Origin of the sequence: Gordonia otitidis (assembly GCF_020735545.1) — a bacterium.
GTDB lineage: Bacteria > Actinomycetota > Actinomycetes > Mycobacteriales > Mycobacteriaceae > Gordonia > Gordonia otitidis.
Genome location: NZ_CP085974.1, coordinates 4,674,060 through 4,686,922, shown reverse-complemented (window position 1 = coordinate 4,686,922; position 12,863 = coordinate 4,674,060). Strand labels below are relative to the sequence as shown.

General features: G+C 64.4%; 12 protein-coding genes. 9 read left to right on the top strand and 3 right to left on the bottom strand.

Annotated elements, in window-relative coordinates; genetic code table 11:
* Nucleotides 1–53 precede the first annotated feature (53 nt).
* The 4 genes from LK459_RS21370 to LK459_RS21355 all read left to right on the top strand — a co-directional run bounded on the left by LK459_RS21370 (nt 54) and on the right by LK459_RS21355 (nt 4,038).
* Complete coding sequence (locus tag LK459_RS21370) at nt 54–1,022, top strand: ATP-binding cassette domain-containing protein (protein WP_322590824.1); 969 nt, start codon at nt 54–56, stop codon at nt 1,020–1,022.
* An 8-nt stretch (nt 1,023–1,030) separates the two neighbouring features.
* Nucleotides 1,031–1,864 carry an ABC transporter permease gene (locus LK459_RS21365; RefSeq protein WP_039993229.1) on the top strand — a complete coding sequence of 278 codons (834 nt, stop codon included), beginning with the start codon at nt 1,031–1,033 and terminating at the stop codon, nt 1,862–1,864.
* Complete coding sequence (locus LK459_RS21360; protein ID WP_227920634.1) at nt 1,861–2,694, top strand: ABC transporter permease; 834 nt, start codon at nt 1,861–1,863, stop codon at nt 2,692–2,694. The genes LK459_RS21365 and LK459_RS21360 overlap by 4 nt, the downstream gene beginning before the upstream one ends.
* Before the next feature lie 84 nt (nt 2,695–2,778).
* Nucleotides 2,779–4,038 (top strand): phthiocerol/phthiodiolone dimycocerosyl transferase family protein, encoded by a 1,260-nt coding sequence (locus tag LK459_RS21355; RefSeq protein ID WP_227920633.1) that lies wholly within the window; start codon nt 2,779–2,781, stop codon nt 4,036–4,038.
* A 3-nt stretch (nt 4,039–4,041) separates the two neighbouring features.
* Here the strand turns inward: LK459_RS21355 and LK459_RS21350 are convergent, their stop codons facing one another.
* Complete coding sequence (locus LK459_RS21350) at nt 4,042–4,860, bottom strand: class I SAM-dependent methyltransferase (RefSeq protein ID WP_227920629.1); 819 nt, start codon at nt 4,858–4,860, stop codon at nt 4,042–4,044.
* Nucleotides 4,861–5,020: 160 nt separating this feature from the next.
* Between LK459_RS21350 and LK459_RS21345 the strand changes: the two genes are divergently transcribed.
* From LK459_RS21345 to LK459_RS21330, 4 genes are all read left to right on the top strand, one after another.
* Nucleotides 5,021–5,707, top strand: a complete 687-nt coding sequence (locus LK459_RS21345) for a flavodoxin family protein (protein WP_227920627.1) — start codon at nt 5,021–5,023, stop codon at nt 5,705–5,707.
* The gene (locus LK459_RS21340; RefSeq protein WP_007237052.1) at nt 5,707–6,210 is read left to right on the top strand and encodes a DUF2505 domain-containing protein; all 504 of its coding nucleotides are present in this window, start codon (nt 5,707–5,709) and stop codon (nt 6,208–6,210) included. Before LK459_RS21345 ends, LK459_RS21340 begins: the two co-directional genes overlap by 1 nt.
* On the top strand, nt 6,203–7,075 hold the full coding sequence (locus LK459_RS21335; RefSeq protein ID WP_007237051.1) for a nitroreductase family protein: 873 nt from the start codon (nt 6,203–6,205) through the stop codon (nt 7,073–7,075). The genes LK459_RS21340 and LK459_RS21335 overlap by 8 nt, the downstream gene beginning before the upstream one ends.
* Before the next feature lie 264 nt (nt 7,076–7,339).
* Complete coding sequence (locus LK459_RS21330; protein WP_227920625.1) at nt 7,340–9,085, top strand: hypothetical protein; 1,746 nt, start codon at nt 7,340–7,342, stop codon at nt 9,083–9,085.
* 20 nt (nt 9,086–9,105) lie between these two features.
* Here the strand turns inward: LK459_RS21330 and LK459_RS21325 are convergent, their stop codons facing one another.
* The gene (locus tag LK459_RS21325; RefSeq protein WP_227920623.1) at nt 9,106–9,894 is read right to left on the bottom strand and encodes an SDR family NAD(P)-dependent oxidoreductase; all 789 of its coding nucleotides are present in this window, start codon (nt 9,892–9,894) and stop codon (nt 9,106–9,108) included.
* A 76-nt stretch (nt 9,895–9,970) separates the two neighbouring features.
* Here LK459_RS21325 and LK459_RS21320 point away from each other — a divergent pair, with 76 nt between their 5' ends.
* Complete coding sequence (locus tag LK459_RS21320) at nt 9,971–11,461, top strand: flavin-containing monooxygenase (RefSeq protein ID WP_227920621.1); 1,491 nt, start codon at nt 9,971–9,973, stop codon at nt 11,459–11,461.
* On the opposite strand, the gene LK459_RS21315 is transcribed toward LK459_RS21320, so the two are convergent.
* The gene (locus LK459_RS21315; protein WP_227923934.1) at nt 11,448–12,683 is read right to left on the bottom strand and encodes a nitrite/sulfite reductase; all 1,236 of its coding nucleotides are present in this window, start codon (nt 12,681–12,683) and stop codon (nt 11,448–11,450) included. The genes LK459_RS21320 and LK459_RS21315 overlap by 14 nt on opposite strands.
* Nucleotides 12,684–12,863 lie beyond the last annotated feature (180 nt).

Here is a 12,863-nt window from a genome sequence, read left to right as displayed (position 1 = left end):
GGGTCAGACGCCGTGCGGGCCGGCACCGACGCCGAGAGGAGTCCGACTACGCGGTGGTCGTCGACAACCTCCGGAAGCGATTCGGCGATTTCGAAGCGCTACGGGGGGTGAGCTTCTCCATCGGTCGGGGAGAGGTCCTCGGTCTGCTCGGTCCCAACGGCGCCGGCAAGACGACGACCGTCGACATCCTCTCGACATTGAGCAAGCCCGATTCGGGGATCGTGCGTGTTGCCGGTCATGATGTCGCCGACGACCCGGCCGCCGTGCGACGCTCGATCATGCTGACGGGACAGCAGGTTGCTCTCGACGAGATGCTCACCGGTCGTGAGAATCTCATCATGTTCGGGCGGTTGCAGGGGCTGCGTAAGCGTGCCGCGCAGCAGCGTGCCGACGAGCTGCTGCACCAGTTCGACCTGCAGTACGCGTCCGACCGCCAACTCGGCACGTACTCGGGGGGTATGCGCAGGCGTATCGACATCGCCTGTGGGCTCGTAGTCCGACCGGAGGTGGTCTTCCTCGACGAGCCGACGACCGGTCTCGATCCGCGCAGCCGCCAGGCGGTGTGGGATCTGGTGGCGAAGTTCAAGGGCCAGGGAATCGCGACGGTCCTCACCACGCAGTACCTCGAGGAGGCCGACACCCTCGCGGACAAGATCGTGGTCATCAACCGCGGGACCGTGATCGCCGAGGGCACCGCCGACGAACTGAAGGCCCGCACGGGGGCGACGTACTGCGAGATCGTTCCGCGCTACGTCTCCGACATCCCTGCGATCATCCACGCACTCGGTCCCATGCTGCCCCGACAGAAGCGCAACGTCCTGTCCGCCGAAACCGACCGCATCGCGATGCCGGCACCGCGGGGCCCCGAGACCCTTGTCGAGGTGGTCAATCGTCTCTCGCGCACCGGTATCCAGTTGGCCGACATCGGTTTACGACGTCCCTCGCTCGACGAGGTGTTTTTCGCCCTCACCGGCAACGACGTCGCACCGACGAGCCGAGTCGACGACGGGCTGCCGGTATGACGGGCGCGATGCACAACGACATCTACGCACGGGACGCGTCAGCAACCCGTGGTGCCGAGCCGTCCCCACTGCAGCAGTGGTGGGTGTTGACCTCTCGGTCGATTCTTCCGACTTTCCGAAACGGTGAACTCCTCACCCAGATCGCTGCCTCGATCATGTTCACCGTCGGTTTCTACATTCCACTGAAGAAGATCGGGATGTATGCGACCGACATGAGCAGCTATGCGCAATACCTCATGCCGCTGATCGCACTGCAGGCCGTCAGTTTCGCGGCGATCTCGGGCGCATTCCGGTCTGCCTCCGATGCCGTGGCCGGGATCAATCGGCGGTTCCAGGCCATGCCGATATCGCGGTTCATTCCGTTGGCGTCGCGTCTGACAGCGAGCATGTATCGATGCACCGTGGCACTGGTCATCTCCCTGATCTGCGGATACGTGATCGGATTCCGCTTCTACAACGGTGTGACCGCCACGATCGGGTTCTGCCTGTTGGTGCTCGCGATCGGTGCCGTTCTGTCCCTGTTGGGGGAGGTGGTGGGAACGGCCGCCCGAAACCCGGACGCCACAACACACATGATGATGCTGCCGCAGTTGATCTTCGGGCTGCTGTCGGTCGGTGTGCAGGCCGCAGACGCTTTCCCGTCTTGGATTCAGGGATTCGTGCGCAATCAGCCGATTTCGCAGTTCGTGTACGCGCTGAGGGCTCTCGCCGGTGATTCGACGCCTGCAGCAGGAGAGATCGGTTGGGAGACGGTCGGACCAGCCGTGCTGTGGATCGTCGGGTTGTTCGTCGTGCTCGCGCTGGCATACACCGCCGTGTCGTCGAGAGGAACGTCGAAGTGACCCTCACATCGACGGCCGAGCACGATTCCATCGGCGTCCGGAAGCGTACGAACGAACGTTCGCTGCGATCTCTCGTGGGCGACACCGCGACACTCACGAACAGACTTCTGCGACGCTGGACGCGCGATCCCGCGACAACCGCCGAAACGGTTCTCGTTCCGGTTGCCTTCCTCGTCACTCTCAACATCGTGCTCGGGGACGGGATTGCCAGATTCAGCGGTCACAGCGCCCTGTACGGCAGTGTGCCGCTCGTTGCCATGGTCGCCGCAACCCAGGGGGCGACCGTTGGCGGCCTCGGACTCATGCGCGAGCGAGACGACGGCCTCCTCGCGCGGCTGTGGGTTCTGCCGATCAACCGTGCCGCGGGCTTCATCGCCCGCACTGCCGCCGAGGCGGCCCGCATCGTTCTAGCGACCGCCGCTCTCATGATCACAGGACTCATCCTCGGCATGCGCTTCCACGAGGGCATCCTCGCCGCGATCTGCTGGCTGTTCGTGCCGTGCATCTTCGGATTGGCGTTCTTCATCGGGGTGGCGGCGGTCGCGCTGTACGCGGCCAAGGCGATCGTGGTCGAGGCGACGGCGCTCGTGTCCGGGCTCTTCATGTTCTTCTCGACCGGGTTCGTCCCGCTCGAGGCGTATCCCGAGTGGATCAGGCCTGCCGTCGAGCACCAGCCACTGAGTTACACCGTCGACGTGATGCGCGGACTGTCGATGGGCGGTCCGGTGCTCGCGCCGTTCGTCGGACTGGTGACCTGGTCGGCGATCATCGCGGGCATCTGTCTGGTTCCCGCCATCCTCGGCTACCGACGGGCCAGCATGCGTGAATAGCCGCCTCGTCGAACACCGTGCAGTCAATCCGACAACGGTGCGCGTCCCGTTGAGCGTGCACCCCGAGCTCAGGAAGTGGTCCAGATGAGTTCAACCTCCACAGTCAGGAAGCTCGCGAAAAGCGAGGAGATGTTCGCCGAGACACACAACTTCGTCGGTCTCGGAGCGCATCTGGACGGACCGCTCGACGTCGACGCGTTGGCGGAAGCATTCGACGCCCTGCTCGACACACATCCCGTACTCGGTGGACATCTGGAGAGGGCATCCGACGGACGATGGGACATCGTCGTCGACGACCTGATGCATCCCGGGATCATCGTCGTACATGCGACCGACGTCGATGCGGACATCGCACCGATCCTCTTCGACCAGACCGAAACCCTGGTCCACCTGCGCCTGGTGATCCTCCCGGCGTCGGTACAGGCCACGCTCTACGTTCATCACAGTCTTGCCGACGGCCATCACCAGTTCAGCCTGATCGAGGAATTGTTCTCCTACTACACCGATCTCGTCACCACAGGAGACTTTCGGCCGGGACCGATAGAGCCGGCGCCGGCCTCGTTGGAGAGCGTGCTGGCCGACCGCGGCGTCGTCAAACTGCCACGTTCGGGACTCGAGCGGTTCATGCCTGCGTTGTTCGCCTACGACCTACCTCCGTCGCGACGCGCGACATCGTCGCAGCGTCCCGCCGCACCGATGAGAGTTCCGATGGCCTGGTGTCAGATCAGTGCGGAACGCACGCGCGCGATCACCGCATACGCCAGGGAGCACAGGATCAGCCTCAACGGCGTGTTGTCTGCGACAATTCTCATCGCGGAGTGGCGACTCCGTGGCGAACGCGCCATCCCCGTCCCGTACATCTACCCGGTTGATCTGCGTTACATCCTCACACCGCCTGTCACGGCGACGGCGGCCACCAATCCCGTCGGCGTGGGTACGTACCTCGCCGAGATCGACCGCAACACAGATGTTCTCAAGCTCGCGAAGGCCATTTCAGAGGCATACCGCACCGATCTCGACGAGGGCGTCATCGCCCAGTCGTTGCTGCACTTCACCCCGCAGTACGACGGCAATCCACCGGGGCTGCCCGACGTGGTCATGATGACCGACAACGGAATCATCCCACCGATGCGTACACCCCCGGACGTGACGTTGACCGCAGTGCATGGCGAACTGTACTTCCAGGTCGGTGGCGGAATCGAGATGTACACGAGCAAGATCTTCGACGGTCGACTCATGGTGGAATACCACACGCACGGGGTCGATCCGGAACGCTCGATCGCAGCCATCGAGGAGCTGCTCAATGAGCTCGCCGCACACGCGGTCGCCGACCGCGTCGGCTGACCCTCAGAAAGCGAATCGATGATATTGCAACGATTTCCGAGCAGCAGGCGCCAACCGCGAGACGGTGCGCGCCGCACGGAATCCCCCCCGCACCCGATCGAACGTCGGCGCGTCGAACAGGGTGGTGTCGTCCACCAGGCGCAGACCGGGGACCGCGTCGACGACCTCTCCCGGCTCGTTCACAGCCCAGAACAGGGTCGACCCGGAACGCCTGTTGAGCATGTGCATCTTCTGCGTCTTGATCGCGAGCCAGTTGTAGAAATCGATCTGGATCTCTCCGGAGCCGAATCTGTCGACCACGCGACGCAACAGCGCGGTTCCCTCGTCCTGCGTGAGGTACATGCTGATTCCCTCCGCGAGGAAGAGCACCGGACCATCCGCCGGGATCTGTTGGAGCCACGAGGGATCCGTTGCCGACGTCTTGATCAGGTGATAGTTCTCCCGGTTCGGGTAGATCTGCTCACGCAGAGCGATCACGTCGGCGAAATCGCAGTCGTACCAACGAACATCAGGTCCGGGGTCGAGTCGGAAAACCCGAGCGTCGAGACCGCAACCGATGTGGATCACCGTGGCATTGGTCTGTTGCGCAAGGAATTCACGAGCCCACACGTCGTAGAGGGCAGTGCGTACCGTGACGATCGGCGCCCACCTGGCGGTGACTCCCAGGCTGTCCCAGTCGAAGTCGAGCCGCTCGACCGCATCGCGGGCGAACGCGTCACCCAACACCGGTTCGGCGAACCGGGCATCGAGCGCCTTCAGGTACAGAGTTGTGAGCATCGTCTTCGCGGCACCGGTGAGGTCCACGACGGCCTTGTCGGTCATTGGCAACACACTAGTGGTCGACGACGCGCTGCGCCATCGGCCAAATGCGCGAACAGGATTCATGCGCGATGTCGGATGCCTGAACCTTTGTCATCTCCGAACCATCAGTCCCCAGACGATCAATTCACCGACCATCAATTCACTGACGAGAGGTAGACCGGTGAGCGATTCCGATCAGAACGGCCCTCAGCGTGCTCCACGCGTCCTGATGGTCTCCTACAGCTACACCGGACAATCACGGGCAATGCTGGCGGCGGCTGCCGACGAGTTCCGCGCGCGGGGATGGGAAGTCGTGGACGCCGACATCGAGTTCACCGACACCCGGTATGCGGACCGTTTCTCCCGTTTCCCCATGCGTAGGGTGTGGCCGGATATGTTGAGCGTGCTTCCCGCGCAGAGCAGGAGGGCCACCGGATCCATCGCGGTACCCGACACCGTCCGGGACGGCCGGTACGACCTCGTCTGCATCGGCTCCCCGACGTGGTGGAGCAAAGCCAGTATTCCGATCCGGTCGTTCCTGACATCCGACGACGCGCGCCGAGTGCTGGCGGGCACGCCGTTCGCCGTGGTCGTGGTGTGCAGGGACAGTTGGAAGGGAAACCTCGACGAGGTGCGCAGACTCGGTCAGTGGCAGGGCGGGCGCTACCTGGGAGGTATACACGTCCAGTATCCGGGCGACCAGCTGCGTTCGATGTTGTCGTTGACGAGCTATCTCGGTTCCGGGGACTACCGCGAATCCTATCTGGGCATACGCATTCCGCCGACGAACGTCGGCTCGCGCGATCTCGCGGCGTCACGCGATTTCGCCGCAGGGCTCATCGAACAACTGGCTCAGGAGAGGGTCTGATGCCCAAGACATTCGAGGTCGACGTCGAGTCGCCGATCAGCACCACCCGTGTCCTCGACGCCTTCGGCACGGCCGCGTACTGGCACGACAGATTCGAGACCTTCGGTACGCGTACTGTTGTCGACCAACTCACCGTTCACGACACCGGTCGGGTCGACATCGTCACCGTGCAGGATCTCCGGCGAGATGGCCTGCCGTCCCTGCTGACGAAGGTCTATCGCGGGGATCTGCAGGTCAAGACGACTGAGACGTGGATCCCCCGGGGAAACGGGGATGTCACCGGCGAACTCGTCGTCGAGGTGATTGGCGCCCCGGGCTCGGGCGGGGGGAGTGCGCGAATGACCCCGCGCGGCTCGGGATCACACCTGACGTTCTCCGGGGTCGTGCGCTTCCCGGTTCCCGTCGTCGGCGGACGGATCGAGAGCTACGTGGGAGAACAGTTCAGCCAACACATTCCGGAGATCCAGGATTTCACCACCGACTGGGTGCGTGCTCATGGGTGATCAGACGCGACGATCGACGCCCATTCCGACCCCGGAAGAAGCCTTCGCACGCCTGGACATGCCCCTGGGTGAGGCAATGATGACGCAACGCGCGATACGCAGAGTGCTGCCGGACCCGGTCGACGACGCGGTGATATTGCGGTGTATCGAACTCGCCCTGCAGGCTCCGACCGGCAACAACGGACAGCAGTGGGAATTCGTCGTCGTCAAGGACCGCGCGGTCAAGGAGAAGCTCGCGCGCCGCTACCGCCAGGCATGGAATCTGTACACCCGCTTCGCGCTTCGCTATCTGGTGCGGGAGGACGACGCGAGCGCACGCACGGTGAAGGCCGTCCAGTGGCAGGTGGACCATTTCGAGGAGATACCCGTGCTCGTCGTCGCCTGTCTGCGACTCGGGGTTCGTGAGGGCCGCGTCACCGGTCTCCGGATGCCGCATCCAGCGGAATCGGGCTACTGGGGATCGATCTACCCCAGCGTGCAGAACCTGCTCCTCGCCGCTCGTGCGATGGGGCTCGGTGCGTCACTGACCACCATGCCGCTGTGGAATCTCACCTCGGCGCGTCGAATTCTCGACCTCCCCGTCAACGTCACGCCGTTGTGCATCGTGCCGATGGGATGGCCGCGCGGCCGGTACGGGCCGTCTGCGCGACGGCCTGTGGGTGAGGTGACCCACCTCGACGGCTACGGGGTGCGCGCGTGGCTGCGGCCCATTGACGAGCAACCGAAACACAAGGAAGCGCAGGACGGGGGACCACGAGATGAAAGACCTCCCGAGCCGCGATCACGCGATCAGCGCACGGGCACAACCGATTCCGCACCGCAGCCCGACCCCGCCGACGAGGCGACCCTCACACCTCCGAGGTAACACGCGCGCTGGTCGGTCCGATAGACGACCGAGAGCGTGTGCCGAGAGCCACAGCCACCACGGGTCGTGGGGAAGCAGTTGTGCCCCGTGGAGTGCGAATCGACGGTTCTCGGTGTCGAGTCATCCATCCATGCGATAGAGAGCTGAGCATTGACCAGGTCAACCACCGACACCATGTTCACGTACGGCGCCGGGGCCGTACACGGGAATCCGTCGTCCCGTGGCACAACGGTCTCCCGCACAACCACGAAGCGAAGCGGTGCGGTGACTGCCGCCGTCGCGGGGGCAGGACTCGTAGCCGCGCTGGGCGCCCAACTGGCCGCCCCCGGAGCACAAGCACATGCGGCGAGTTCTGTGGCGAACATACCCGCGAATGTCTACGAGACGGTGGCCAACATCCCAGCGGTGCAGTACCAGGCGCTGCAGCAGACCACCAAGGCGTTCAACGACTCCGGCAACTGGTGGTTGTACATCCCCACCAACGTCGTCGGTTTCGACCAGCAGGATTACGAGAAGGTCACTGCGATCAGCCTGCTTCTCATGCCGATCCCGAAGGTCGCTGCCGCGCAATCGGATCAACTCTGGATGACGCTCGCGACCTTTGCTCCGATGACACCCAACTGCACCGGAGTGCCGGGGCCGTGCAGCGATCCGCTGTACATGCTGCAGTACGGCCAGGTCCCGATGTGGCAATTGCTGACACCCGAGGGCTACACCTTTCCCGAGATCCGCAACACGATCGATCCGAAGAACCCGTACTACACGAATGCAGACGGCGACCAGGTCGCAATACAGCCGTGGTGGTCGGGAACGACCGTCCATCTCGACTTCTTCGGACCGGCCAAGGCGATCTGGGCGACACTCACCGACGATCCGACCGGCACGATCGAGCAGGGTCCGACAGCTGACCAGTGGGCACAGGCCTACGGCGACTTCGGTAAGGCGGTGTTCAACGGACTCAATCCGTTCGTCGATGGCACCTACTGCCTGCCGTGCCAGTTGTTCGGTGTTGCGGGCGCTCCCGGATCACTACCGAAGTTCGCGCTGTTCGACAAGTACTACACAGCATTCGACCTCGGTCAGAAGCTCACCGATCAGGACTGGAGCCTGAACCCCGCGAACAACTACGATCCCACCGATCCGGAACGCGACGACTACGTCCCGGTGACCAACATCTGGACGAAGGCGGCCTGGGATCAGATCTTCACCGACGGGGTCGCGTCCGTGACTGATTCGGTGGCGATGATCCCGCAGCTACCGACGATCATCCCCGAGAACCTGGCAGCCTTCGGCGATCAGCTCGATGCACTCTCGACGCTGGTGGCGCGCAACATCGTCACCAACATCCGCGGATTGGGTGTCGCCACCGGCACCACCGTCGAATCCGCCGAAGACCTCGCGTCCATGATCAGGGAGTCGTTCGTCAATGCACTGTCCGCACAGGGGACGACGCCGTCCCCCGGGACCACGAACACCGTGATCCACAAGACGTCCGCGGCCAGGACGTCGGTCACTCTCACGGCCGACGAGGCCCTCCGCGGCGCCCGCACCGCACCGGAAACCGACTCGTACTCCGAGGAACTGCAGAACCTTCGGGGCACCGGCCAGTCGGCCGAGCCCACCGCCGACGCCGCGGCGTCGAACCCCACATCGGCGGCACCCACTCGCGCGCACCCGGCCCTGCCGGGGCAGGAGACGCCGGCCGCGACTCCGAGACTGCCCGAGCCGCAGCCGGTTCCACAGTCGGGCGACTCGACTCCCGGGGGTGCTCCGACCGACATCACCGCCACGGGCTCCGCCGCGTCGTCCACCCAGGCTCCCCAGATCGGAAGTGCGTCCGACTCACCGACGTCACCTACACAGCAGAGCGCTGGTCGGCATCGGGCCGATGACGGCTCCGGATACACCGGTAAACATCGCGCGGACACGGACTCGCCGTCGTCGAACAACACCAATGGTTCGGGCGGTGCATCGTCCGGGAGCGGAGGCGCGAGTAGAGCTGCCGCATAAGACGTGTCGACGGCGCGGGGTCAGCGCTTCGGTCGCTGCCCCTCGCTGATTGCCGCCACCACTTTGTCACTACCCGACAGGCGCGCCAACCGAGCCGCCGTGTCCGGTGCCAACGCCCCCATGAAGGTCGCGGCCCGCAATCCCCATGGCGCGACAGTGATTTCTGCCCGATTTCGCTCGATGGCGTTGACGGTTGCTCGCGCCACTTGAGCCGATGTCCGTGTACCGAGCCGCGGCAATCGCACCTCGGAGTCGGCGATCATCCCTGCATCACGAACCGGTCCGGGAAAAATAGACGACACACCGATTCCGTAGGGCCGCAGATCTTCTCGTAGTCCGAGAGCGAAGCCCCGGATTCCGAACTTCGTTCCGTTGTACAGGGCGGTCTTGGCGGATGCCGACTTCCCTGAGAGGGAGGACATGAACACGAGCTGACCCTGGTTGCGTGGGATCATCTGTTCTGCAACCAGTTTCGCCAGAATGATAGGTGCGCGCAGGTTGACGGCGAGTGCCCTGTCGATGTCGCCGATCGAATAGTCGGTGACTTCACCCGACGCAGGCAGACCGGCGTTGGCGACCAGGATATCGACGCGCCCAGCCGCGGCCACGAGGCGTTGCGGTCCGTCAGCTTCGGCGAGATCGACCGCAATTGCAGTGCCGCACAACCTGTTCGCCAGTACCTCGACCGTCTCTACGCGCCGCCCACTCAATATCAGTCGAGCTCCGCGGGCCGCGAGAGATTCGGCGAGAGCGTGACCGATGCCGCCACTGGCACCGGTCAGAAGAACACGTGCTCCGGAAATGTCCATGTCGACGACGATAGGCCAGAATCACCGCCGAAGGACCCATGACGTGGTGATGTTTCATGGGGTAGCGTTGTCCACCATGACCGCACCGCAACATGACGTCATCATCGTCGGCGCGGGTTTCGGGGGAATCGGTTCGGCAATTCAATTCACACGACTCGGATTCGAGAACATCCTGATCCTCGACCGCGAGGACGATCTCGGCGGGACATGGCATGTGAATCGTTACCCTGGACTCGCAGTCGACGTTCCGTCGCCGACGTTCTCCTTCTGGTTCGAGCCGAACCCGAACTGGTCCAAGCTCTATGCGCCGGGTTCCGAGCTGAAGCAGTATGCGCTCGACGTGGCCGACAAGTACGACATCCGGCGGTTCATGCGTTTCAACACCACAGTCGAGGGCGCGACATGGGACGAGGATGCGTCGATGTGGCAAGTGACACTCGCCGACGGCGAGACACTCACCACGCGCTTCCTGATGTGCGCCACAGGCTTTCTGTCGCAACCGGCCGCGCCCGACATCCCCGGCCTCGAAGATTTCGAAGGACACATCGTGCACACCGCACGGTGGGATGACCAGTACGACTTCACGGGTAAGCGTGCGGCGATGATCGGCACTGGTTCGACGGCGGTGCAGGTGATCCCCGAACTAGCCCCGGTGATCGGTGACCTCACGGTCTATCAACGGACTCCCATGTGGGTGATGCCGAAACTCGATCTACCGATCCCCGCAGCAATGCGTGAGGTATTCCGTCGCGTGCCCGCTACTCAACGTGCAGTTCGCTGGGTCACCGACGTGACCCAGGAGATCCTCATGCTGATCGCCATGTGGAAGTACCGTCGGTTCCGTGCCCTCAACGACAGCGCCAAGAAGCTGGCCGCCCTGTTCCGCTTCGCCCAGGTGCGCGACCGGGGGATCCGGCAGGCACTGACACCGTCTTATGACTACGGCTGTAAACGTCCGACGGTCTCCAACGACTACTACCGCGCATTCGGCCGGGACAACGTTCACCTGGAGACTGCCGGAATCGATCACATCGAGCGCGACGGGATCGTCACGCGCGACGGTCGCAAGACACCGGTCGACGTGCTGCTCCTCGCTACCGGTTACGACGTATGGGAGAAGAATCTGCCGGCGATCGAGGTGATCGGACGAGAGGGTCGCAACCTCGGTAAGTGGTGGCGCGACACGGCATTTCAGGCATACGAGGGTGTATCCATGCCGTACTTCCCCAACTTCCTCAACTCTGCCGGCCCGTACTCCTGGGTCGGGTTGTCGTGGTTCACCACGGTCGAGTGTCAGATGCGGCACATCTCACGTCTGTTCGGCGAGGTGTCGCGACGCGGCGCGCGAACGTTCGAGGTGACAGAGTCGGCCAACTCGCGCTTCTACGACGAGATGACGACGAGAATCGCCGATTCGGTGTTCGCGCTCGGCAACTGCGCGTCGTCGAGGTCCTACTGGTTCAACAGCAAAGGCGAGACACCATTGTTCCGTCCGACGTCGGTGCGCGAGGCGGTCACGGCACAGGACACGTTCGCGTTGTCCGACTACACCTTCACCGACGGGTAGCCCGATACCCCGATTCGGTGGCCTCGACTCGACGGTGCGGCTGCGGCGGTGATCCGCATCCGCGGTCGCACCCCACCCAGTGTTCGCGTTCTGCGACCGGACCGCCCGACTCCACCCGCGCCACGGCATCGACTCGAACGGGGGCCTGGCCGTGAGCGCAACCCGGCGCCCCGGCACACGCGCTCACCTGTGTCCACGGTGACGAGGCGTCGAAGATGAGTCCCATCGGCGCGAGCACGCGGACCACAGTCTCGGCGACACCTTCACCGAGATCGCAGATGAGGATCTCACGATCGGGGGTGAACACGACCGGAGCCCCCACCGCCGCGATGAACTCGGCGAGCCGGGCGGGTAGCCGTCCGAGTTCGACGACGGCTCCGAGCAACACGTTCCCATCGGACTGATCGAACCAACCCACCCGGGGAGCAGCGGCCTCGATGGCCACCCTGTCGTCGGCGAGCACTCCTTCTGCGTGCCCATCCTGTGCGTGCCCATCCTGTGCGTGCCCATCCTGTGCGTGTCCATCCGCTGTGTGCCCATCCTCTGGGCGCCGGCTTTCTGCACTCCGACCCTGTGCGTGTGCCTCGTCAAGCCGCCGTCGACTACGTTCGATCAGCGCGGAGCGCTCGCGCGGCGCCAGATCCGACACACGCCAGGCGCCGGGCGCGATGTCGAGCAGATCGTGTGCCACCGCGAGCAGCGCACCGATGACATCGACCGGGCTCCCGACGGAACCGACATCCTCGCCGTCGATGAGGATGTCGACCGTGACCGAACCGTCTGCTGCCGAGCGCGCATACGCGCAGACGTCGCAGTTGCCGCGCGCGATGTCGGCGTGACCGTCGTCGAGACCGAACAGAAAACGCCCGGAGAGGGCGGAGAGCTCGGCGTCGTCACGCAGTGCCTCGTCGAGCCGACGGACCACCGGCCGGAGGTCCAGCAGCCCGCCCACCCTGCCGGTGAACGGGCTGACCTCGATGTTGCGAACCTTCTCGTGGGTGGTGCTCGGTACCAGTCCGGCGTCGACGAGTTCGCTCGCGACGGCGTCGACGTCGGTGATTCCGCGCAGTTGCACATTGGCTCGCGCTGTCAGATCGATGAACCCGTCGCCGTGGTCCGCCGACACCCGCGCGAGCGTCGCGAGTTGCTCCGGGGTGATCGCCCCACCGAGCAACCGGATCCGTGCCAGTGCACCGTCGGCGGCAGCATGCGGGGCGAACACTCCGGGACAACGATCGGAGGTCGAGCGCGCAGGCGTCGACCCCGCCCGATCAGCGGAGACATCAGCTCCGGCACCACCGGGTATGGCGCAACTCGAAGGGGCGTCGGGGTCGGTCACACCATCCAGGGTAGGTGTCGAGCCGGTGCGCGGACGGCTCGGTAGACGTGCGGGGCTGTCGCC

Excerpts from the sequence above, each read along its gene's own strand:
- LK459_RS21365 (WP_039993229.1), top strand. The coding sequence starts at position 1,031 with ATGCACAACGACATCTACGCACGGGACGCGTCAGCAACCCGTGGTGCC.
- LK459_RS21355 (WP_227920633.1), top strand. The coding sequence starts at position 2,779 with ATGAGTTCAACCTCCACAGTCAGGAAGCTCGCGAAAAGCGAGGAGATG.
- LK459_RS21350 (WP_227920629.1), bottom strand. The coding sequence starts at position 4,860 with ATGACCGACAAGGCCGTCGTGGACCTCACCGGTGCCGCGAAGACGATG.
- LK459_RS21340 (WP_007237052.1), top strand. The coding sequence starts at position 5,707 with ATGCCCAAGACATTCGAGGTCGACGTCGAGTCGCCGATCAGCACCACC.
- LK459_RS21335 (WP_007237051.1), top strand. The coding sequence starts at position 6,203 with ATGGGTGATCAGACGCGACGATCGACGCCCATTCCGACCCCGGAAGAA.
- LK459_RS21325 (WP_227920623.1), bottom strand. The coding sequence starts at position 9,894 with ATGGACATTTCCGGAGCACGTGTTCTTCTGACCGGTGCCAGTGGCGGC.
- LK459_RS21320 (WP_227920621.1), top strand. The coding sequence starts at position 9,971 with ATGACCGCACCGCAACATGACGTCATCATCGTCGGCGCGGGTTTCGGG.